The sequence below is a fragment of the Pedococcus sp. P2_D9 genome (assembly GCF_056404275.1).
In genome coordinates this window covers 88,923-110,970 of sequence record NZ_JBFUEI010000005.1, presented here as the reverse complement: position 1 = coordinate 110,970, position 22,048 = coordinate 88,923, and the positions used below count along the sequence as shown (strand labels likewise).

Genomic DNA, 22,048 nt, shown 5'->3' with positions numbered 1-22,048 from the left:
ATGAGCTCCACCAACTGGTCGTTCGAGACCCGGCAGGTCCACGTCGGACAGGAGCCGGACGCCGCCACCGGCGCTCGCGCCCTGCCGATCTACCAGACGACGTCGTACGTCTTCAAGGACACCGAACACGCGGCAAACCTGTTTGCCCTCAAGGAGTTCGGCAACATCTACACCCGCATCATGAACCCGACCCAGGACGCTGTCGAGCAGCGAGTCGCGTCGCTCGAGGGCGGGGTCGGGGCGCTGCTGGTCGCCTCGGGCCAGGCTGCCGAGACCCTGGCCATCCTCAACATCGCGGAGGCGGGGGACCACGTCGTGGCGAGCCCGAGCCTGTACGGCGGCACCTTCAACCTGCTCAAGCACACCCTCCCCAAGTTCGGGATCGAGGTGGGCTTCGTCGAGGACCCCAACGACCTGGAGTCCTGGCGGGCCGCCGTCCGACCCAACACCAAGCTGTTCTTCGGCGAGACGATCTCCAACCCGAAGTCGGAGGTGCTCGACATCGAGGGCGTCGCGGCCGTCGCCCACGAGGCCGGAGTGCCGCTCGTCGTGGACAACACGATCGCGACGCCCTACCTCATCCGCCCACTGGAGTGGGGAGCCGACATCGTCGTGCACTCGGCCACCAAGTACCTCGGTGGTCACGGCACGTCGATCGCGGGGGTGATCGTCGACGGGGGCACGTTCGACTTCGGGGCCGACCCCGACAAGTTCCCCAACTACAACACCCCGGAGGAGAGCTACCACGGGCTGGTGTTCGCGCGGGACCTCGGCGTGGGGAGTGCCTTCGGCGCCAACCTCGCGTTCATCCTCAAGGCGCGCGTCCAGCTGCTGCGCGACCTTGGTCCCGCGATCGCACCGTTCAACGCCTTCCTCATCGCCCAGGGCATCGAGACACTGAGCCTGCGCATCGAGCGGCACCTGGAGAACACGCACAAGGTGGCGGCGTTCCTCCAGCAGCACGAGCAGGTCGAGCAGGTCGTGTGGGCCTCCCTGCCGGACCACGAGTCGTACGCGAAGGCAACGAAGTACACGCCCCGGGGTGCTGGGGCGGTGCTGGCGTTCGAGATCGTCGGCGGCGTCGAAGCGGGGCGTCGGTTCGTCGAGTCCCTCGTGCTGCACAGTCACGTCGCCAACATCGGTGACGTGCGCTCGCTCGCGATCCACCCAGCCTCCACGACCCACTCCCAGGGCCCGGACGGCGACCGTCTGAAGGCCGGGGTCACGCCCGGGCTGGTGCGCCTCGCCGTGGGCATCGAGCACATCGACGACATCCTTGCCGACCTGGAGCAGGGCTTCATCGCGGCCAAGGGCGTCTGAGGCGACTGCTGACACCTGCGTCCGACCGAACACGTCGAATGCAGGTGTCAGCAGTCGGCCGCGGGGGGATACTGGGGCATGGCTTCGCACCCGGGGCCCGTGACGCTCCACCTGCACGTCCACACGGTCCACCTTCCACACCAGGTCGCACCGCTTCTCCTCGTCGCGGTCGTGACGGTCCTTGCCGTCGTCCTCGTGCTGGTGACCGTCGCAGGTGGCGGGGCGATCCTGGCTCCCGACCAGCTGCCGAACCCGCGCAACCTGACGACACTGGTGCGCTGAGCAGACCCAGGGGTGGCTGGGGCTCACCCGTATGATTTCGCCCGTGTCCTCCGAGCAGCGGTCCCGGTCTCGGCGGCCACGTCAGGCGGGCCCACCTCGGCCCGTGCGCGTCCCGCCGCCCGTGCCGGAGCTCAAGTACCCGCCGGACCTGCCGGTCGTCACGCGCAAGGACGACATCGCCGCCGCGATCCGCGACCACCAGGTCGTCATCGTCGCGGGCGAGACGGGCTCGGGCAAGACCACCCAGCTGCCCAAGATCTGCCTCGAGGTGGGGCGCGGGCAGGCCGGACTGATCGGGCACACCCAGCCGCGACGCATCGCGGCCCGCTCGGTCGCCGAGCGGATCGCCGAGGAGCTCGAGGTGGAGCTCGGTGGCGCGATCGGCTACCAGGTGCGTTTCACCGACCAGAGCAGCGACTCCACCCTCGTCAAGGTGATGACCGACGGCATCCTCCTCAACGAGATGCAAAGAGACCGGTTGCTGCGCAAGTACGACACGATCATCATCGACGAGGCGCACGAGCGGTCGCTCAACATCGACTTCATCCTCGGCTACCTCAAGCAGCTGCTGCCGCGACGCCCTGACCTCAAGGTCATCATCACGTCGGCGACGATCGACCCCCAGCGGTTCGCGGAGCACTTCTGCTCGGCCCGTGGTGAGCCGGCGCCGATCATCGAGGTGTCCGGTCGCACCTACCCGGTGGAGGTCCGCTACCGCCCGCTCGTCGACCCTGAGCGGCCCGATGCCGAAGAGCGCGACCAGGTCACCGGCGTGTGTGAGGCCGTCGAGGAGCTGTGGACCGAGCGGGCCGCGGACGGCACCGGTCACGACATCCTCGTGTTCCTGTCCGGGGAGCGCGAGATCCGGGACACGGCGGACGCGCTGGAGAGCCTGAAGCTGCCGCAGACCGAGGTGCTCCCGCTCTACGCGCGCCTCTCCGCGGCAGAGCAGCACAAGGTCTTCGGACGAGCCGCCGGACGCCGGATCGTGTTGGCCACCAACGTCGCCGAGACCTCGCTCACTGTGCCCGGCATCCGCTACGTCGTCGATGCCGGCACCGCGCGAATCTCGCGGTACTCCCAGCGCACCAAGGTGCAGCGGCTGCCGATCGAGGGGATCTCGCAGGCGAGTGCGAACCAGCGCGCCGGCCGCTGTGGGCGCCTCGCCGACGGCATCTGCATCCGGCTGTACTCCGAGGAGGACTACGAGGCGCGACCGGAGTTCACCGAGCCCGAGATCCAGCGCACCAGCCTCGCGTCCGTCATCCTCCAGATGACCTCGCTGGGCCTCGGCGACATCGCGGCCTTCCCCTTCGTGGACGCCCCGGACGCCCGCCAGGTCGCCGACGGCATCCGACTGCTGGAGGAGCTGCAGGCCTTCGACATCGGGCAGGACGGCCCAGACGGGTATGCCGCGGCGTCGCCCTCCACGGGCCCGCCCCGGAAGGGGCGTGGCCGCGGAAGGAGGCTCACGGCATACGGGACGTCGTTGGCGCGGCTGCCCGTGGACCCGCGGCTGGGACGCATGCTGATCGAGGCGGGCGCGCTGGGCTGCACCCGCGAGGTGCTGGTCATCGTCGCCGCGCTCTCCATGCAGGACCCGCGCGAGCGACCTGCCGACAAGCAGACCCAGGCCGACCAGTCGCATGCGAGGTTCCGCGACGAGCACTCTGACTTCATGTCGTTGCTGAACCTGTGGGCCTATCTCAAGGAACAGCAGAAGGCGTTGTCGCACAGTGCTTTTCGGCGCATGTGCCGCACGGAGTACCTCCACTACCTGCGGGTGCGGGAATGGCAGGACCTGCACAGCCAGCTGCGCAAGGCGTGCCAGGACGTCGGCATCGACACGAAGGCGGCGACCGCAGCCCCGGGGGAGCCGCCCAACGCCGACCTCATCCACCAGGCGCTGCTGGCCGGACTGCTGTCCCACATCGGGCTGCGCGACGAGGCCAAGCGTGACTACCTGGGGGCTCGCGGGGCACGGTTCGGCATCTCGCCCGGCTCGACGCTCTTCCGCCGTCAGCCGACCTGGGTGATGTCGGCCGAGCTCGTCGAGACGACCCGGCTGTGGGCGCGCAGCAACGCCAGGATCGACCCGATCTGGGCCGAGCGGCTGGCCCACCACCTCGTCAAGCGCACCTACTCCGAGCCGCGTTGGTCTCGCAAGCAGGGCGCTGTGGTGGCGACCGAGAGGGTCACGCTCTACGGCGTCCCCCTCGTGGCCGCCCGCACCGTGCAGTATGCGCGGATCAACCCCGAGGAGTCGCGGGACCTGTTCATCCGGCATGCGCTGGTCGAGGGGGACTGGGACACGCACCACGCGTTCTTCACCGCGAACCAAGCTCTGCTGCAACGACTCTCCGAGCTCGAGGAACGAGCCAGGCGCCGCGACATCGTCGTCGACGAGGAGGACCTCGTGGCGTTCTACGACGCACGGGTACCCGCCGAGGTGGTCTCCCAACGCCATTTCGACCGCTGGTGGAAGGACGCCCGCCGCACGACGCCGCAGCTGCTGACCTTCACCGAAGAGCTCCTCACCCGCGAGAGCGCGGAGGGGGTGTCCGCCCTCGACTACCCGAGGACGTGGACCCAAGGGGGCATCGAGCTGCCGGTCACCTACCAGTTCGAACCGGGTGCGGCGGCGGACGGCGTGACGGTGCACATTCCTGTCCAGGTGCTCAACCAGGTGTCCGACGCGGGCTTCGACTGGCAGGTGCCCGGGCTGCGGGAGGAGCTGGCGACGGCGCTGCTGCGGTCACTGCCGAAGGCCACCCGGGTGCACTTCGTCCCGGCGCCCGACCACGCGGCTGCTGCTCTCGCGCAGGCCCAGCCCGGCGGCGACCGACGGCTGGCTGACGAGCTCGCTCGGGTGCTCCGCGCACGCACCGGGATCCAGGTGCCGCCCGAACAGTTCGCGGCAGACCGAGTCCCCGACCACCTGCGCATCACGTTCGCCGTCGAGGACGGCACTGGACGCGTGCTGGGCAGCGGCAAGGACCTGGACGCCCTCCAGGAGCAGCTGGCCGGCCAGGTGCAGCGGCGGATGTCGAGTGCGGCCGCAGCCATCGAGCGGAAAGGATTGCGGCAGTGGGACTTCGGTGACCTGCCTGCGACCTTCGAGTCGACGTCCGGTGGCCAGACCGTTCACGGCTTCCCTGCTCTGGTGGACCGCGGCGACCGCGTCGACATCGTCGTGATGCCCGGCGCGAGAGAGGCGGGCGCGGCCACTGCGCTGGGTGTCCGGCGGCTGTTGCTGCTCAACACGACGGCGCCCTGGAAGCGAGTGCTGGCCACCCTCACCAACGCGCAGAAGCTGGCTCTGGGCGACAACCCGCACGGCTCCGTGCCGGCCCTGCTCGACGACGCCCTGGCCTGCGTCGTTGACGCGATCGTCCTCGAGCGAGATGGCCACGGGGCGGGCGCCGATGGAGTCCGCGACGCCGCCACCTTCGACGCGGTGCTCGCAGCGGTCCGCACCCACATCGCGACGCGCGTCCTGACGGTGGTCGCGGAGGTGGAGCCGGTCCTCTCCGCGGCGAGGGAGGTGCGGGTGCGCCTCGACGGCCTCACCGCTCCAGCCGCGTCGGCCCTCGTCGCCGATGTCCGAGCCCAGCTCGACAGCCTCGTCTACGGCGGCTTCATCGCCGATACCGGGCTCGCGCGCCTGCCCCACCTGCGGCGCTACCTGCGGGCGATGCTGCAACGGCTGGAGAAGGCCCCGTCCTCGCCTGCCGCGCTGGCGCGCGACGCGGCCAATCAGGAGGTCGTGGACCGGGTCGAGATCGCGTATGCCGACCTGCTCGACTCCCTGCCGCCCGTCGAGCGCCGTTCGGCCCCGGTCCGGGACGTGGGGTGGATGGTCGAGGAGCTGAGGGTGAGCCTGTTCGCAAACGGGCTCGGCACGGCATACCCGGTGTCGGAGAAGCGGATCCGCGCGGCCATCGCCGCCCTGGAGTGACTCGGGCACTCCTGCTGCACAACCGACGAGGGCCCCGACCACAGGTGGTCGGGGCCCTCGTCGGCGCGATGAGCAGGTCAGGCGAGGTGCACGTTCTCGTGTCCCTCGGACGACAGCGACTCGTGCTTGACGTTCAGGAAGCCGAAGGTGATCAGCGAGCCGATGATGATCATCACGCCGGCTACCAGGTAGGCGTGGCTGGAGCCGAACGTCTGCGCCTGCAGCGCGATCTGGTGCTGTGCGGCCTGGAGCTGCTCCGGGGACAGAGCGCCAGACGCGGCCTTGGTCTGGAGCGCGGCACCGAGCTCGGCGCCCTTGTCCTTGGCGCCGTTCGCGAAGACCGTGCTGAGGGTCGCCAGGCCCAGGGCCCCACCGACCTGCTGCATGGTGTTCAGCACCGCCGAGGCGACACCGGAGTCCTCGGACGCCACGCCGGCGGTGGCCGTGAGCGTCATCGGCACGAAGGTGAGGCCCATGCCGACCGCGAGGACGGTGATCCAGGGCAGGAGGCCCGTGGCGTAGGAGCTGTCGACGTCGAGCTGGGCGAAGCCGAACATGCCCGTCGCGGCGAGCAGGGTGCCCACTCCGGCGATCCATCGGGGGTCCACGCGGGTCATCAGGGTGGAGGCGATCTGCGCCGCCACGACGATGCCGAACGAGAACGGCAGGAACGCGAAACCGGACTTCAGCGGCGAGTAGCCCAGCACCTGCTGGATGTAGAGGCCGAGGAAGTAGAACATCGCGAACATCGCGGCACCGACGATCAGCATCACGGCGAAGGACGTGCCGCGGGTGCGGTCGGCCAGGATGCGGATCGGCATGAGCGCGTGGGAGGAACGCATCTCCACGACGACGAACGCGACGAGCATCGCGACACCGGCGATGAGCGTGGTGAGGGTGGTCGCCGAGGTCCAGGAGTCGCTGGCGGCGTTGGTGAGGCCATAGACCAGGGACACGAGCCCACCGGTGCCCAGGATCGCCCCGGGGACGTCGATCCGGCCCTTGCCGGGCTCCGACTCGGAGAGGAAGCGCGGCGCCATGAAGGCCACGAGGAGGCCGATCGGCACGTTGATGAACATCGTCCAGCGCCAGTCGATCTCGGTGAGCGCGCCACCGAGGATGAGGCCCACGGCCGCACCGGCGCCGGACATCGCGGCATACACGCCCATGGCGCGGTTGCGGGCCGGCCCGGCCGGGAACGTCGTGGTGATCAGGGCGAGGGCGGTGGGGGAGGCCAGCGCGGCACCGATGCCCTGCAGCGCGCGGGCGCCGAGCAGCATGCCCTCGGTCTGGGCGAGGCCGCCGAGGAGCGAGGCCCCGGCGAAGACGAGCACACCGGTCATGAAGACCTTGCGGCGGCCGAACAGGTCACCGAGGCGCCCCCCGAGGAGCAGCAGCCCACCGAAGGCGAGCGTGTAGGCCGTGACGACCCACGAGAGGTTCTCCTGGGTGAAGCCGAGGTCGGCCATGATGTGCGGCATCGCGATGTTCACGATCGTGCCGTCGAGCACGACCATGAGCTGCGCGGCCGTGATGACGGTCAGGGCGATGCCGAGGTGCCGGCCCTTGCCGCTGGGCGCGGCGTCGGGTTCCGGAGTCGAGACGGACTCGACGACAGCAGTCGAAGACATGGATGTTCCTTGGTGTGTGGGTGGTGCGTGGCTGGTGGTGTGGTGAGGCGTGGTGGGTCAGTCGCGCTGCAACGTCGCGGCGCAGGCGGGGAGGACGACGCTGTCCACCAAGGCGATGAGGCGCTCCTGCGACGGGTGGGAGCCCGACAGCATGGCCTCGTGGATGGTGATCGCCGGCAGCAGTCGCGCCAGCAGTTCCAGATCGGCGTCCTTGCCGATCTCCCCGCGCTGCTGAGCGGCGCGGAACGTCTTGAGGGTGACCGCCATCTTGGGAGCCATCAGGCGGGTCATGATGGCGTCGCGCAGCTCGGGGTCGCGGTGCAGGGACCCGAGCAGTGCGGCGAAGACCTGCAGGGGGAGGTCCTCACCGAGGCCGCCCTTGGCACAGGCCTGGGCGATGAGGTCGCCACGCAGGGAGCCGGTGTCGGGGTAGCGGTCGGCCTCGACGCCGATCATCAGCTGGAGCGCGTCGATCACGAGGTCGACCTTCGACGGCCAGCGGCGGTAGAGCGTGGCCTTCGAGGCCTTGGCCGCACTGGCCACCGCGTCGAAGTTGAGGCGGTCGTACCCCACGTCGGCCAGGGTCACGAGCGCGGCCTCGAGGATCTCCCGTTCGCGGTCGCCCTCGACCCGGGGGCGGGAGCGCGCCTGCTCGGGCGCCTCCGCAGTTCCCCTGGTCGTGGTGGCGGTGCTGGTGGGGGTCACGGGGTTCCTCGCGTCGTGGATAGAACGAAACTGTTTCGTTTCATCAAACTCTAGGCTCGGGCGACCCATTCCACAAACTCGGCAAGTGTGACGGGCGTCACATCGAGGCGATGACGCAGCTCGCGCCGGTGGTGGAGGCGGGGCGCGGAATCCCCTGCCATGCTGGAGCGTTGGCACTGTGGACCGGGACGCCCGCCAGCATCCCGGGCGAGAACCACCATCCCCACGAGCCCAGGCGACACCTGGGACCGACCGCTGGAGTAGCCGTGTTGAACCCATCCGAGCTCTACCACTTCGAGACCGACACCGACCCGCAGGAGCTGCGTGCGTCGGTCATGGTCGTCGCGCTCGGCGGCTTCATGGACGCGGGCCACACGCAGCGGATCCTCACCGAGCACCTCCTCGGCTCCGGCGAGTCCACCGTCGTCGCGTCCTTCGACACCGACCAGATGGTCGACTACCGCAGTCGTCGGCCCGCCATGGTCTTCGACTCCAACCGCTGGATGAGCTACGACGACCCGTGCCTGGCGCTGCACCGCCTCGTCGACCGGGACGGCACGCCCTTCCTCCTGCTGACCGGACCCGAGCCGGACTTCCAGTGGGAGCGGATGACCGAGGCGGTCCGACAGCTCGTGGTGCTGCTCGGCGTCAACCTCGTCGTCAGCGCCCACGGCATCCCGATGGCGGTCCCGCACACCCGCCCCATCGGCCTCACGTCCCACGCGACCGACCCGCGGCTGATTCCCTTGCAGGACAACCCGTTCGGTCGCGTCGAGGTGCCGGCGAGCCTGTCCTCCCTGCTCGAGCTCAGGCTGGGGGAGTCGGGCCACGACGCCCTCGGGTTCGCGGTGCACGTCCCGCACTACCTCGCCCAGGCAGAGTTCGCCGACGGCGCGGTGACCGCGCTCAACGCGATCACCGCCGCGACCGGGCTCAACCTGCCCATCGACGACCTCATCGCGCAGGCCGGCCTCAACCGGGCCGAGATCGCCCGCGAGATCGAGGGGTCCGACGAGGTGTCGCAGGTGATCGCCGCCCTGGAGCGCCAGTACGACACCTTCAGCGAGGGTCGCCAGAAGCCGAGCCTGCTGGCCACGGATGTGAGCGAGCTGCCGTCAGCGGACGAGATCGGCGCCGAGTTCGAGCAGTTCCTGCGGGACGTCGCCGATGACGAGGCCTCCGGCGAGGGCAACCCGAGCTGACCGGTAGATCCGCTCAGACCCTCGCGTGCTTGGCGCGCGAGAAGCTGTAGAGCCCGAACGCCGCGAACCCGACCGCCATCACGACGAGCAGGGCAGGACCGAAGGGTTCGTCGCGCAGCGACTTGAGCGCGCCGTCGAGGCCGGTGGCCTCCTTCGCCTGCTTGTGCACGCCCGCAGCGGCGAAGAGGAACCCGACGATGACGAGGGCAACGCCCTTGGCGATGTAGCCGATCCGCCCGGCGCGCGTCGCCCACGTGCCGGGGTGGTCCTGGAGGTCCTGGAGGAACTTCTTCGTCCACCCCTTGTGGACGTGGTAGACGCCGACGGCGATGATCGCGAGCCCGATCGCGACCACGAGCGCGCGTCCACCGGGCTTGTCGAGCAGCTTGGCGGTGAAGTCCACGCTCTGGCTCCGGCTGTCGCTGGTCCTGCCGCGGGCGAACTGGAAGGCCGACCAGGCGAGAGCGAGGTAGACGACCGCCTTGCCCGCGGCCTTGGCGCGTCCACCCCACGCGTCCTTGTCGCCGCCGGGATGCCCCACGACGGCATCGGCGAGCTGCCAGACGGCCAGGCCGAGGAAGCCGACCACCCCCACCCACAGCGCCGCCTTGCCTGCCCCGTTGCCGGCGAGGGACGCGAGCGCCCCGCTCTGGTCTGCGTTCTTGCCGCCGTTGCCACCGAAGGCCACCTGGAGGGTGATCCAGCCGATCAGCAGGTGCAGCAGCCCACTCGTGGCGTAACCCACGCGTGCGGCGGCCTCGAGGGCGGGGTGGTCGGAGGCCCTGGAGGCGGCCTGCTTGACGTCCTGGTGGTCCATGGCACCACCTAACCACGCATCACCGCAGGTCAGGGAGTAAGGGCCGGTACTCCCTGGCTCAGTCCTTGGCCTCGGACCAGCGCCGGATGACCGAGGCGTCGGCGACGAACCGCACCTGCGTCGACCCCGTCCAGCGTCGGGCGCTGTCGGTCAGGGCGCGCTCGAGCCTGGCGCGGGTCTCGGCGGCGTTCTCCTCGGGGACGTGGACGAGCAGCTCGTCGTGCAGGCACAGCACGATCTGGGCGCCGAGGTCGCGTGTCGTGACCCTGACGGTGGCGGCCCAGGCCTTGAACAGCTCGGCCGCGCTGCCCTGGATCACGGCGTTGCGGGCGAACCGTCCACGCGCGGCGTCGTAGGCCGCGGTGCCCTCGGCGGGCACGTCGGCCAGGACCGCGTCGAGCCGGATCAGCCGACCACCGAAGGTGCGCAGCGGCTCGCGTCGCAACCCCGCGGCATACGCGGCATCGAGGTAGCCCATGGCGACCGGGTAGGTGCGCTCGAGGTCCTTGAGGGCCTCGCCGGCGGCGCCGCTGCGCTGGCCGTACATCGCGGCGAGCACCGCGATCTTGGCCACCGGACGCTCGACCCCGAGGGCGGCTGCCACAGGCGCGTACAGGTCGTCGGCGCGGGTCGCTGCCGCAAAGGCCTCGTCGCCGGAGACCGCGGCCAGGACGCGCGGTTCGATCTGTCCGAGGTCGGCGCGGACGAACACGTAACCGGGATGGGCGGCCACGGCTGGGCGCAGCGAGGTCGGGAGGTTGTGGAGGCCGTTCTGCGCGGTCATCCGTCCAGCGGCTCCGTCGCAGGCGGTCCACCCGCCACGGAGCCTGTCGTCCGGGCCCACGTGGGCGTCGAGCCAGGGGTAGCCGTAGGTGGTCGCGATGCGTTCGGCCTTGCGCCACGCCAGGAGGGCTCCGACGACCGCGTGGGTCTCGCGGAACGGCTCGAGGACCCACTTGCGCGTGTTGGGGACGACTACCCCGACGGAGGCGAGCAGCTCCTTGACCTGCAAGGGGTTTCGCAGATCCGTGGACTCGCGACCAGGCGTGTGCGACAGCACCTGCAGGTCGCGTTCGGCGCGGATCCGTCGCGCGTCCGCCTCGCTCTCGGGGCGGGCGCCGGCGGCCTCCGCGATCATCCTCTCGGCGGTCGCCCGGTCGACTGGCAGCCCGTCGCGGGCGAGCTCGACACACAGGAACGCTGCCGCGGACTCGGAGTGGGCGGCCGCCACCGATCGTGGGCCCACCTCCGCCAGGGCCGCCGCCTGAGCGCCTGCGCAAGCGAGGGCCGCGCGCCCCCAGGCCACCACCACGTCGTCGTCGGGCGCCCACGTGGCCGCGCCCGCGTCGGGGTCGAGGTAGCCGTCCGGCCGCACCACCGACAAGCTCGCGCCGACGTCCGTGCCCGGTGCGCGGGCCGGCGCCGACGACGAGGGTCCAGTGCTGTGGAAGTCGAAGAGGTCACCGCGCGCCGCTGCCGGCAGGCCCGCACGATCGAGTCGGTATGCCGCGGCCCAGGCCACCTGGGGCGTCGCCTCCCACCCGCCCGCGAGCAGGCGGTGGGCTTCGGCCACGTCCCAGCAGCGGTTCACCGGCACCCCGGCCGCGACGAGGGCTGAGGCATCGCCGCCGGCTGACCACCAGACCCACCGCACGTCCCCAGCCGCCTCCAGCTCGCAGGCCCGGGTGACGAGCTGGTCTGCCCGGCCCACCAGCTGGACGTGGTCACCCACGATGGCGGCGCGACCGTCCGCTGTGGCGACGAAGGCGACGTGGGCAGCAGGCATGGCGGGCACATCCTCGCACCCGGGACCGACGATCCCGTCGGTCCCGGCTGCTTCACCCGACAAAGGTCCGCTTCCCCGCGGAACGGTTCCGGGGTGAAGCCCACCTTTATCGGGTCACCCGATAAAGGTGGGGCCACGCGTGGGGGTGGGTCAGGCGTGGGTCTTGAGGGCGACCTGGCGCTTGATCCGGCTCAGCATCCCGACCATGCCCCGCAGCCGCAGCGGGGAGACCGCCTCGCCGAGGGAGAACCGGTAGGGCGCGTCCTCCGGCACCGCCAGCACCTCGGCAGCGGTCAGGCCGTCGAGCCCTTCGCTGAGGATCCCCGCGAACCCGCGCGTGGTCGGTGCCTCGGCCGGCGCCGAGAAGAACAGGTGCACCGCGCGCTCGCCGGGCTGGTCGAGCGGCTCTTCGGCGACCTCGACCGCCAGGAAGATCGGGGACTGGCACTCGTGGACCTGCTCCATCTCACCCAGCCGACCGGCATACCTCTCGGGGAGGTCGGGCAGTCCCTCACTGAACTCCAGCAGGAGTTCGAGGCGTTGCGGCGCAAGCAGCTCCGCGAAGTCGTCGGCGATCTCCTGCATCGCGGCAGGCAAGGGCGCCGGCTGGGTGGACGCTGTGCCACTCACGGCACTGGTCACTGCGACGCACCCTGTTCGACCGGCACTCGGACGGAGTTGCCCCACTCGGTCCACGAGCCGTCGTAGTTGCGGACGGCGTCGAAACCCAGCAGGTGGGTGAGGACGAACCACGTGTGCGACGACCGCTCGCCGATGCGGCAGTAGGCGATCGTGGCATCGCTGGGCGACAGTCCCTGTTCCTGGAGGTAGATCGCCTCGAGGTCCTCGCGCGACTTGAAGGTGCCGTCCTCGTTGGCCGCTCGCGCCCACGGCACCGACTTGGCGCCGGGGATGTGTCCTCCGCGCATGGCGCCCTCCTGCGGGTAGTCCGGCATGTGCAGCAGCTCGCCGCTGAACTCGCCGGGGGAGCGCACGTCGACCAGCGGCCCACCGAGGTGGGCGAGCACGTCCTCCTTGAACGCGCGGATCGGCGCGTCGTCGCGCTCCACCACTGGGTATGCCGCGTCGCCGGCGAGGCTGCCCACGGCGGGGACCTCGCGGGTCAGCTCGCGACCCTCGGCCACCCACTTGGCACGGCCGCCGTCGAGCAGCCGCACGTCCTCGTGTCCGAACAGGCTCATCACCCACAGCGCGTAGGCGGCCCACCAGTTGTTCTTGTCGCCGTAGATCACGACCGTGGTGTCCCGGCCGACACCGCGGGCCGACATGACCGCAGCGAACTGCTCGGCATCGACGTAGTCGCGCACCACCGGGTCGTTGAGGTCCTGGTGCCAGTCCAGCTTGAGCGAGCCCGGGATGTGGCCCGTGTCGTAGAGCAGCACGTCCTCGTCGGACTCCAGGACGACGATGCCGTCGGGCCCGCCGACGGCGCCGGCCTCGATCTGGTCGGCCAGCCACTGCGTGCTGACGAGCCTTTCGGGATGGGCGTACTGGGTGAAGGTGGCGGAGGGGGAGTCAGCGGTGTCGACCATGTCCCAAGGCTAATCCCGCTGGTCACGGGGCCACATGGCAGGATGGCGGCGACCGACCGAAACCAAACCCGGAGGGGTGCTGACGTGGGCTTTCTCGGAATGGGCAAGGACGAGGCGCAGGCGAAGCCGACCTCGGCGCTCGAACAGGCGAGGGCCCCCCGCGAGGACTCGGGGATGTTCTCCGGAGCCGTGACCGGCCTGATCGAGAGCCTGCTCGACGTCGGCATCGACGGCAAGGGTCCGTTCGACTCGGCGCAGAAGGTCGCCGACGTCCGGCGGGCCGAGAAGCCAGGAGCCGAGGAGGCCGTCGACGCCGTGGTCCGAGGTCACCTCAGGCTCGCGGCCGCCGGTGGTTTCGTCACCGGACTCGGTGGGTTCGTCACGCTGCCCGTGGCGCTCCCCGCCAACGTCGTCGAGTTCTACGTCGTGGCGACCCGGATGGTGGCCGCGATCGCGTCCCTGCGCGGCTACGACATCAAGCGACCCGAGATCCGGTCGGCGGTGCTGCTCACCCTCGTGGGAGCCGACGCGGACGACCTGCTCAAGAAGGCAGGTGTGGCCTCGACCGGCCGACTCGCCAACCTCGCGGCCCAGCGGCTGCCCGGGCCTGCGTTGATGGTGGTCAACAAGGCGGTCGGCTTCCGGCTGCTGTCGACCGCTGGGAAGAAGACGCTGAGCCGGTTCGGCAAGGGCGTGCCCGTCATCGGCGGTGTCGTCGGCGCGGGCCTCGACAGCTACCTGCTCAAGAAGATCGCCGACCACGCGCGTCACGAGTTCCCGCCCAGGGCCACTGGCTTCTGAGTGGCGTGCTGCGCCGGTTGGACGCAGGCTGGGGGAGCGCCGGGAATCACCGGGGCACCCAGGTCGTTTGAACCGTGTCCGGGCCATCGTGGTGCCCGGAGCCTGCGCCTTCGAACAACGGGAGTCTGACCATGGCCATGACCCGCTTCGGTGCCCTGCGCACCATCGCCACCGCAGTCCGCACCGCGACCCGTCCGGGATCGCCCGCGCTGGGTGAACGCCTGATGAGCCTGCCCCGGCTGTTCCGGGCCACCTTTCGCGGCGAGTATGCCGGGACCACCCGCGGTCGGCTCCTGATGGTTCTCGGCGCGGTGGCCTACGTCGTGTCGCCCATCGACCTGATCCCCGAGCTGGCGCTGTCCGTCTTCGGCCTCGCCGACGACGCGGTGGTGGTGTCGTGGATCGCGGCGACCGTCGTCAACGAGACCGAGTCGTTCCTGGCCTGGGAGCGCACCACGCCGGCGAGGGCGCACGAGACCGTCGAGGGCGACGTCGTCCGCTGACTCCAGCACGTCCTCATCCGCTCGGTCGGGGTGTGTCGAGGGCGTGGCGGGCCGTGAGGACGCCATTGCTGCGCCGTGGCGGCGCGGAGCAGCCCCACCCCGTCGGCGTGGGTGCGCCTGTCCACAGGGCTGGCTCCGGCCCCTGACCCGAAGGCCCCCGGGAGGCCAGCGTTGGCCCATGAGCCAGATCAGACTGCGCGGCCCGGCCGATGTCGTCGCCGTGCTGCCCTACCAGCTCGGCTACCACCCCCAGGACTCGATCGTGCTGGTCGCCCTCCACGGTCGCAGCGTCGGGTTGATCGAGCGGATCGACCTGCCACCACCCCAGGACGCGGAGCAGGTCGGCCGCGTCCTCGTGGCTCCGCTGCTGCAGGACCGGCCCGAGGCGGTCATGCTCGTCGGCTACGAGACGGCGGCGGGTTCGAGCCGGCCCGGTCTGGACGCCGTGCGTCGCCTGGCGACCGAGGCCGACCTCGAGGTCCTGGACCGACTCGTCGTCCGCGACGGGCGCTGGTTCGCCATCGACTGCGCCGACGGATGCTGTCCGGCCGAGGGCGCGCCGGTCCCGGAGGCGGCCGACACCCCCGCCGTGGCCGAGTACGTCGGGCTCGAGATCGCGCCCCTCCCGGGTAGGTCCGCGATCGCGGACCTCGTCGCCGCGGACCCAGTCCTCGCCGAGGCGGTGGCAGCAGAGCTGGGTAGCGGCTCGGAGCCCGAGTCGGGACGCCTCGATGCTGCCCGTCGGCTCGAGGCGCTGTCGCGCTGGTCGGTGGTGTGCGACGTGACCGGTGGCGCGCCCGAGGTCGCAGAGCTCGGGCCCGCCGAGGTCTGCCTGCTCGTGCGCAGCCTGGAGGACCTCGCGCTGCGCGACGGACTCGTGGCCTGGCTGTGCCCTGGTGCCCTGCCCCTGGACTCCCTGTCGCCGGACCTCGTCGACGCCTTGCGCTGCACGCTGCCGGCTCCCACCTGGCACCGCAGCCCGGGGGCAGGGCCGTCGGCCGGGGCCGGTCGCCGTCTCCTGGCGAGGTTGCAGTCCCTGGTCAGGTCGGTCCCCGACGACCACGCGGCTCCGGCGCTCACCGTGCTCGCCAACTGTGCCTGGTGGCAGGGCGACGGCGCGTTGGCCCGGACCTGCGTGGACCGGGCGCTCCGGGCGCGCCCCGACTACCGGCTGGCGCAGCTGCTCGAGCGCATGCTCGACCTCGGCGTGCGTCCCGGCAGCCACGGCGCGCAGCGCGCGGCCGAGCTGCGGTCGGGCTGACCCAAGTGCTCGCGCGCAGCTCGGCGGGGACGACGCGTCCATCGTGCGGACGCCGCGGACACGCCGACGGCCTCCTCGTATGATGGTCGCCAGGTCATGAGTCCCAGCACCAAGCCCCGGCTTGCTGGGCGGCAACCCTCCTCGCGGTGGGGTGCCCCGGGTGAAGACCCGGCCGACCCTGACCTGGGCGGCAAGCGCGAGCGCCACAGGAGCAGTTTCGATGACCACGACCTCCCCACCACGAGCGACGTCAGGTGCCTGGCGCGACGGTGACCCGGTCGGTCGACGCCAGTTCGTCGACCTCGGCGCGGTCGAGCTCGAGCGCGGTGGCGTCCTTCCCGGGGTGCGGGTGGCCTACGAGACCTGGGGTGAGCTCAGCGCCGCGGGTGACAACGCCATCCTCGTCGAGCACGCCCTCACCGGTGACAGCCATGTCGAGGGACCGACCGGTCCTGGTCATCCGACGCCGGGCTGGTGGGACGGGCTGATCGGCCCCGGTCGGCCGCTCGACACCGACCGCTACTTCGTCGTTGCCGCCAACGTCCTGGGCGGCTGCCAGGGGAGCACCGGCCCGTCCTCGCCGGCCATCGACGGTGCCCCGTGGGGGAGCCGCTTCCCCTTCGTCACCGTGCGTGACCAGGTGCAGACCGAGGCCCTGCTCGCCGACGTCCTCGGCATCGACCGCTGGCACGCCATCCTGGGTGGCTCGATGGGCGGGATGCGGGTCCTCGAGTGGGCGGTGACCCACCCCGAACGGGTCGCGATGGCCATCGTGCTGGCCAGCACGGCATACGCCACGGCGGAGCAGATCGGCTGGTGTCAGGCGCAGCTGTTGGCGATCCGCGCGGACGGCGACTTCCACGGCGGCGACTACTACGAGCGCGGCCCCGGTCCCGAGACCGGGCTCGGGATCGCGCGGCGGATCGCGCACGTCACCTATCGCAGCGAGCTCGAGCTGCACGAGCGCTTCGGTCGCGAGCCGCAGGAGGCGGAGGACCCGTTGGGCGGTCACGGCCGCTATGCCGTCGAGTCCTACCTCGACCACCACGCCGGCAAGCTGGCCGGACGATTCGATGCCAACTCCTACGTCGTCCTCACCGAGGCGATGAACTCCCACGACGTCGGACGAGGCCGTGGGGGAGTCGCCGCGGCGCTCGCCAGGATCTCCGCTCAGGTGGCGGTGGTCGCCGTCGACTCGGACCGGCTCTACCCGCCGCGGCTGTCCCGAGAGATCGCCGACGCCGTCCCGGCGGCCCAGCTGCACACCGTGCACTCCGACTACGGCCACGACGGGTTCCTCATCGAGATCGAGCAGGTCGGGCAGATCGTGGCCCGGGTTCTCGCAGGCCCTGCCTGACGGGGGGATTTCCGGTACGGTCGGGCCCAGCGGCTGCCGTCGCCTGGTGTGCCCCGGGTCCACCACCCGGTCGCACCGCTACTCGGTCAACTGAACGTAGGAGGTCCCTGTGGCCATCGTTGTGGGATATGTGCCGACGAAGGAAGGGCGGGCGGCTCTGCGCCGGGCCGCGGACGAGGCGCTGCTACGCAAGTCCAAGCTGATCGTCATCAACTCCCAGCGCGGTGGCCGAGACTTCGACAGTGAGGAGGCGAACCGTTTCGATGCCGACCTCTCCCGCATCCAGGGCGAGCTGGACGAGGAGGGGCTGGAGCACGAGGTGCGTCAGCTCGTCCGGGGCAACGAGCCGGCCGAGGACCTGATCGCAGTGGCCGAGGAGGAGCACGCGGAGTTCATCGTCATCGGCCTGCGTCGTCGCACCCCCGTCGGCAAGCTCATCCTGGGCTCGAACGCCCAGCGCATCCTGCTCGACGCGTCGTGCCCCGTCCTGGCCGTCAAGGCCGACGCCTGAGGCGACCGGTCTGCACCGGTCCGGCACGGCTCTCCATGGCTGTCCAGCGGGACATCGCGCCGTGTCGGCAGTGTGCCGATGCGTGATCTGCGGGCAACTCGTTTTACAATGTCATCAACGAGATCTCGTCAGGGTCCAGCCCAGCCGATCTCGGCAATACTTCCACTCCCGCTGTTGTTGTCACAGACATCCTCAAGCATGGCTGTGATGACGTGCGCCGTGCCGCGAGTCCGCGACGAAAGGTAGTCCGTGTCGCCTGTGTCCAAGAAGGCTGCGAGCCCCGCACCGTCTCTTCCCCCCGAGTTCTCCCACCCCGCACTGCAGAAGCTGCTCAAGCAGGGCCGCACCAACGGCTCGGTCGACAGTGGTCAGTTGCGTGATGCCCTGGAGGGGGCCGAGATCGCACCCACGCGGATGAAGGCTGTGCTGCGTTCCCTGGACGAGCAGGGCATCCACGTGACCCTCGACTCGGCCACCGCCTCACGCGCGGTGGCTGCGACGAGCACCCGCAAGAAGACGACGACCGCGCCGGCCAAGAAGGCGGCCGCCAAGACGGCAGTCAAGACTGCCGCACCTGCCGCCAAGTCGACGGCCAAGGCTGCGTCGCCGAAGGCCGAGTCGGCGAAGGACACCCCCGTCAAGACTGCGACCGCGAAGGCTGCGACCAGCAAGACGGCGCCGGCGAAGGCGACCACGACGAAGAAGGCCGCCGCCGCAGCCGCGGGCGAGGCAGCCCCGGCCACGAAGAAGGCCGCGACCACGAAGTCGGCAGCCAAGACCGAGGCCACGGACGCTACTGCCACGGCGGCTGACGCGGCCGGCAACGGCGACGACGAGGCGGTGCCGGCAGAGCCCACCGACGTGGTCGAGTCCGAGCTCGAGGACGTCGTCGTCGAGGACGACACCGAGGACGAGAAGAAGGACGACGAGGACGAGGGTTCCGGCTTCGTCCTGCGCGATGACGACGAGGACGACGCTCCTGTCCAGCAGGTCGTCACCGCCGGTGCCACCGCCGACCCGGTCAAGGACTACCTCAAGCAGATCGGCAAGGTCGCCCTGCTCAACGCCGAGCAGGAGGTCGAGCTCGCCAAGCGCATCGAGGCCGGGCTGTTCGCCGAGGAGCGGCTCAACTCGGGCGACAAGATCGAGATGAAGCTCAAGCGTGAGCTGTGGTGGATCGCCCAGGACGGCAAGAAGGCCAAGAACCACCTGCTCGAGGCCAACCTGCGCCTCGTGGTGTCGCTCGCCAAGCGCTATACCGGTCGCGGCATGCTCTTCCTGGACCTGATCCAGGAAGGCAACCTCGGCCTGATCCGTGCGGTGGAGAAGTTCGACTACACCAAGGGCTACAAGTTCTCGACCTACGCGACGTGGTGGATCCGCCAGGCGATCACCCGCGCCATGGCTGACCAGGCCCGCACCATCCGCATCCCGGTCCACATGGTCGAGGTCATCAACAAGCTGGCCCGCGTGCAGCGCCAGATGCTCCAGGACCTCGGGCGCGAGCCCACCCCGGAGGAGCTCGCCAAGGAGCTCGACATGACCCCGGAGAAGGTCGTCGAGGTCCAGAAGTACGGTCGCGAGCCCATCTCCCTGCACACCCCCCTCGGTGAGGACGGTGACAGCGAGTTCGGTGACCTCATCGAGGACTCCGAGGCCGTCGTCCCGGCCGACGCGGTCAGCTTCACGCTGCTGCAGGAGCAGCTCCACTCGGTGCTCGACACCCTGTCCGAGCGGGAGGCCGGTGTCGTCTCGATGCGCTTCGGGCTCACCGACGGCCAGCCGAAGACGCTCGACGAGATCGGCAAGGTCTACGGCGTGACCCGTGAGCGGATCCGTCAGATCGAGTCCAAGACGATGAGCAAGCTGCGCCACCCGAGCCGGTCCCAAGTGCTGCGCGACTACCTGGACTGACGCGCGGTCCGGCGCTGGCCGGCATACCTCTCCACACGAACGCCCTCCGAGACTCGGGGGGCGTTCGTCGTTCCCGCCTGTCGTCGGGGCTTGCGCTGACGCCGCTACTCAGTGTTACTATCTACCGGTAGTCATTAACACTGAGTAGCGAAGGGAGGTTCCATGGGCAAGCAGGAGACCGAGATGCTCAAGGGGACGCTGGAGGGGATCGTCCTGGCCATCCTTCTCGCTCGGCGGGCGTACGGCTACGAGATCACCGCCTGGCTGCGCGACCAGGGCTTCTCCGACATCGCCGAGGGCACCGTCTACGCGCTGCTGGTCAGGATCGAGCAGCGCGGCCTGGTCGACGTGGAGAAGGTCCCGTCCGAGAAGGGCCCGCCGCGCAAGGTGTACTCGCTCAACGCGCAGGGGCGCGAGCACCTCGAAGAGTTCTGGAGGACCTGGAGCTTCCTCACCGAACGTCTCAACCAGCTCCGCAGTGAGAACGCCCAGAGCCCGGACGAAGGAGATAAGTAGGCATGGCAGCCAAGTGGATCGAGACCGTCACCGGCTCGTGGGAGCAGAAGAAGCAGTACCGGGCGTACAAGGCCCGCATCGACGCGTTGCCGGAACCGTACGGCGCTGCGGCCAAGGCCGTGCAGCGGTACCTCATGTACTACGGGGGCATCACGGACGGCACCATCGCCGTCACGATGCTGGGAGACCTCGCGGACCTCTGGGACCGGGCCGCTGCCGACGGAACCCCTGTGCGGGCCATCGTGGGCGAGGACCCCGTCGACTTCGCCGAGGCGTTCGCGCAGGCCTACACCGGCACCCGGTGGATCGACAAGGAGCGCGCCCGCCTCACCAAGGCGATCGACGACGCCCAGGAAGGTGACGCCAAGGGAGGTGAGGACCGATGACGACCGACGCTGCCATCCAGGTGCGGGGCCTCGAGAAGTCGTACAAGGACCTGGAGGTGCTCCGAGGTGTCGACTTCGAGGTGGAGACGGGAACCATCTTCGCCCTGCTCGGGGCGAACGGGGCGGGCAAGACCACGGTCGTGCGCATCCTCGCCACGCTGCTCAAGGCCGACGCGGGGACGGCTGTCATCGACGGCGAGGACGTGGGCACCCACCCGGCCCGGGTGCGTGAGTCCATCAGCCTGACCGGACAGTTCGCCGCCGTCGACGAGATCCTCACCGGACGGGAGAACCTCGTCCTCGTCGCACGGCTGCGGCACCTCGAGGACCCCGGCGTGGTCGCAGCCAGGCTGCTCGAACGGTTCGCACTGACCGACGCGGCGAGTCGGAGGGTGTCGACGTACTCGGGCGGCATGCGCCGCCGTCTCGACCTCGCCATGAGCCTCATCGGGAGTCCGCCGGTCGTCTTCCTGGACGAGCCGACGACCGGGCTCGACCCCCAGGCGCGCATCGAGGTCTGGCAGGCCGTCAAGGAGCTCGCCGCGCACGGCACGACGGTGCTGCTCACGACGCAGTACCTCGACGAGGCCGAACAGCTCGCCGACCGGCTCGCGATCCTCCACGAGGGCCGGATCATCGTGAACGGCACCCTCGCCGAGCTCAAGCAGCTGCTGCCGCCGGCCACGGTCGAGTACGTCGAGAAGCAACCCACCCTCGAGGACGTCTTCTTCGCCCTCGTCGGCACGAACCACTGAGGAGCACCGATGACCACGCACTTCTTCGGCGACACGACCGTCCTGCTGGGCCGGTCCCTGCGCCACATCACGCGCAGCCTGGACACGATCATCACCACCACGGTCATGCCGATCGCCTTCATGCTGCTGTTCGTCTACGTGTTCGGTGGCGCGATCGCGTCAGGGTCTGACTCGTACGTCAACTACCTGCTGCCTGGCATCCTGCTCATCACCATCGCCTCGGGGATCGCCTACACCGCGTTCCGGCTCTTCCTCGACATGTCCGGCGGCATCTTCGAACGGTTCCAGTCCATGCCGATCGCGAGGTCGTCCGTGCTGTGGGCGCACGTGCTGACCTCGCTGGTCGCCAACCTGGTCTCGGTGGTGGTGGTCGTGCTCGTCGCACTCCTGATGGGCTTCCGCTCGGGGGCGGGTGTGCTGGCGTGGCTCGGGGTCGCCGGGATCCTGGTGCTCTTCACCCTGGCGCTGACCTGGATCGCCGTCATCCCCGGCCTCTCGGCGACCTCCGCGGACGGGGCGAGTGCGTTCTCCTACCCGCTCATCTTCCTGCCGTTCATCAGCTCGGCGTTCGTGCCCACCGACACCATGCCCGGCCCCGTGCGCGCCTTCGCCGAGCACCAGCCCGTGACCTCCATCGTCAACGCCATCCGGGACCTGTTCGCCCAGCAGCAGGTGGGCACCGACCTGTGGGTCGCCCTCGCCTGGTGCGTCGCCATCCTCGTGGTCGCCTTCACGTTCGCCATGCTCACCTATCGCCGCAAGATCGCCGGGTGAGTCCTGACCTCGTCAG

20 protein-coding genes and 1 riboswitch are annotated in these 22,048 nt (G+C 70.2%); of the genes, 14 read left to right on the top strand and 6 right to left on the bottom strand.

Annotated features, from left to right (window positions below):
* From AC1DXJ_RS10640 to hrpA, 3 genes are all read left to right on the top strand, one after another.
* The gene (locus AC1DXJ_RS10640) at nt 1–1,320 is read left to right on the top strand and encodes a bifunctional o-acetylhomoserine/o-acetylserine sulfhydrylase (RefSeq protein WP_477613340.1); all 1,320 of its coding nucleotides are present in this window, start codon (nt 1–3) and stop codon (nt 1,318–1,320) included.
* A 78-nt stretch (nt 1,321–1,398) separates the two neighbouring features.
* The gene (locus tag AC1DXJ_RS10635; RefSeq protein WP_477613339.1) at nt 1,399–1,602 is read left to right on the top strand and encodes a hypothetical protein; all 204 of its coding nucleotides are present in this window, start codon (nt 1,399–1,401) and stop codon (nt 1,600–1,602) included.
* A gap of 31 nt (nt 1,603–1,633) precedes the next feature.
* Nucleotides 1,634–5,560, top strand: a complete 3,927-nt coding sequence (gene hrpA / locus AC1DXJ_RS10630; RefSeq protein ID WP_477613338.1) for an ATP-dependent RNA helicase HrpA — start codon at nt 1,634–1,636, stop codon at nt 5,558–5,560.
* Between the two features lie 77 nt (nt 5,561–5,637).
* On the opposite strand, the gene AC1DXJ_RS10625 is transcribed toward hrpA, so the two are convergent.
* Together AC1DXJ_RS10625 and AC1DXJ_RS10620 are read right to left on the bottom strand one after the other, a co-directional pair.
* Nucleotides 5,638–7,191: a DHA2 family efflux MFS transporter permease subunit gene (locus tag AC1DXJ_RS10625; protein WP_477613337.1), complete on the bottom strand. Its 1,554-nt coding sequence runs from the start codon at nt 7,189–7,191 to the stop codon at nt 5,638–5,640.
* Between the two features lie 57 nt (nt 7,192–7,248).
* The gene (locus AC1DXJ_RS10620) at nt 7,249–7,896 is read right to left on the bottom strand and encodes a TetR-like C-terminal domain-containing protein (RefSeq protein ID WP_477613336.1); all 648 of its coding nucleotides are present in this window, start codon (nt 7,894–7,896) and stop codon (nt 7,249–7,251) included.
* 266 nt (nt 7,897–8,162) lie between these two features.
* Between AC1DXJ_RS10620 and AC1DXJ_RS10615 the strand changes: the two genes are divergently transcribed.
* Complete coding sequence (locus AC1DXJ_RS10615) at nt 8,163–9,098, top strand: PAC2 family protein (RefSeq protein WP_477613335.1); 936 nt, start codon at nt 8,163–8,165, stop codon at nt 9,096–9,098.
* A gap of 13 nt (nt 9,099–9,111) precedes the next feature.
* Here the strand turns inward: AC1DXJ_RS10615 and AC1DXJ_RS10610 are convergent, their stop codons facing one another.
* The 4 genes from AC1DXJ_RS10610 to AC1DXJ_RS10595 all read right to left on the bottom strand — a co-directional run bounded on the left by AC1DXJ_RS10610 (nt 9,112) and on the right by AC1DXJ_RS10595 (nt 13,254).
* On the bottom strand, nt 9,112–9,915 hold the full coding sequence (locus AC1DXJ_RS10610; RefSeq protein ID WP_477613334.1) for a DUF1206 domain-containing protein: 804 nt from the start codon (nt 9,913–9,915) through the stop codon (nt 9,112–9,114).
* A gap of 58 nt (nt 9,916–9,973) precedes the next feature.
* Nucleotides 9,974–11,701 carry a DNA polymerase gene (locus tag AC1DXJ_RS10605; protein WP_477613333.1) on the bottom strand — a complete coding sequence of 576 codons (1,728 nt, stop codon included), beginning with the start codon at nt 11,699–11,701 and terminating at the stop codon, nt 9,974–9,976.
* A 150-nt stretch (nt 11,702–11,851) separates the two neighbouring features.
* Entirely contained in the window at nt 11,852–12,286 is a 435-nt protein-coding gene (locus AC1DXJ_RS10600; RefSeq protein WP_477613439.1) for a SufE family protein, read from the bottom strand.
* A 53-nt stretch (nt 12,287–12,339) separates the two neighbouring features.
* Nucleotides 12,340–13,254: a sulfurtransferase gene (locus tag AC1DXJ_RS10595; protein ID WP_477613332.1), complete on the bottom strand. Its 915-nt coding sequence runs from the start codon at nt 13,252–13,254 to the stop codon at nt 12,340–12,342.
* 84 nt (nt 13,255–13,338) lie between these two features.
* Between AC1DXJ_RS10595 and AC1DXJ_RS10590 the strand changes: the two genes are divergently transcribed.
* From AC1DXJ_RS10590 to AC1DXJ_RS10545, 10 genes are all read left to right on the top strand, one after another.
* Nucleotides 13,339–14,055 carry an EcsC family protein gene (locus tag AC1DXJ_RS10590; RefSeq protein ID WP_477613331.1) on the top strand — a complete coding sequence of 239 codons (717 nt, stop codon included), beginning with the start codon at nt 13,339–13,341 and terminating at the stop codon, nt 14,053–14,055.
* Nucleotides 14,056–14,186: 131 nt separating this feature from the next.
* Complete coding sequence (locus tag AC1DXJ_RS10585) at nt 14,187–14,558, top strand: YkvA family protein (protein ID WP_477613330.1); 372 nt, start codon at nt 14,187–14,189, stop codon at nt 14,556–14,558.
* Between the two features lie 178 nt (nt 14,559–14,736).
* The gene (locus AC1DXJ_RS10580) at nt 14,737–15,819 is read left to right on the top strand and encodes a DUF4192 domain-containing protein (RefSeq protein ID WP_477613329.1); all 1,083 of its coding nucleotides are present in this window, start codon (nt 14,737–14,739) and stop codon (nt 15,817–15,819) included.
* A 92-nt stretch (nt 15,820–15,911) separates the two neighbouring features.
* Nucleotides 15,912–16,022: riboswitch (SAM riboswitch) on the top strand.
* A 17-nt stretch (nt 16,023–16,039) separates the two neighbouring features.
* Nucleotides 16,040–17,176, top strand: a complete 1,137-nt coding sequence (gene metX, locus AC1DXJ_RS10575; RefSeq protein WP_477636916.1) for a homoserine O-acetyltransferase MetX — start codon at nt 16,040–16,042, stop codon at nt 17,174–17,176.
* A 109-nt stretch (nt 17,177–17,285) separates the two neighbouring features.
* On the top strand, nt 17,286–17,687 hold the full coding sequence (locus AC1DXJ_RS10570) for a universal stress protein (protein ID WP_477613327.1): 402 nt from the start codon (nt 17,286–17,288) through the stop codon (nt 17,685–17,687).
* A 249-nt stretch (nt 17,688–17,936) separates the two neighbouring features.
* Nucleotides 17,937–19,601 (top strand): RNA polymerase sigma factor, encoded by a 1,665-nt coding sequence (locus AC1DXJ_RS10565; RefSeq protein ID WP_477636915.1) that lies wholly within the window; start codon nt 17,937–17,939, stop codon nt 19,599–19,601.
* Between the two features lie 162 nt (nt 19,602–19,763).
* Nucleotides 19,764–20,117 carry a PadR family transcriptional regulator gene (locus AC1DXJ_RS10560; protein WP_477613325.1) on the top strand — a complete coding sequence of 118 codons (354 nt, stop codon included), beginning with the start codon at nt 19,764–19,766 and terminating at the stop codon, nt 20,115–20,117.
* Between the two features lie 2 nt (nt 20,118–20,119).
* The gene (locus tag AC1DXJ_RS10555) at nt 20,120–20,503 is read left to right on the top strand and encodes a DUF1048 domain-containing protein (RefSeq protein WP_477613324.1); all 384 of its coding nucleotides are present in this window, start codon (nt 20,120–20,122) and stop codon (nt 20,501–20,503) included.
* Nucleotides 20,500–21,258: an ABC transporter ATP-binding protein gene (locus AC1DXJ_RS10550; RefSeq protein ID WP_477613323.1), complete on the top strand. Its 759-nt coding sequence runs from the start codon at nt 20,500–20,502 to the stop codon at nt 21,256–21,258. The genes AC1DXJ_RS10555 and AC1DXJ_RS10550 overlap by 4 nt, the downstream gene beginning before the upstream one ends.
* A gap of 9 nt (nt 21,259–21,267) precedes the next feature.
* Nucleotides 21,268–22,032: an ABC transporter permease gene (locus AC1DXJ_RS10545; protein WP_477613322.1), complete on the top strand. Its 765-nt coding sequence runs from the start codon at nt 21,268–21,270 to the stop codon at nt 22,030–22,032.
* Nucleotides 22,033–22,048: the final 16 nt, after the last annotated feature.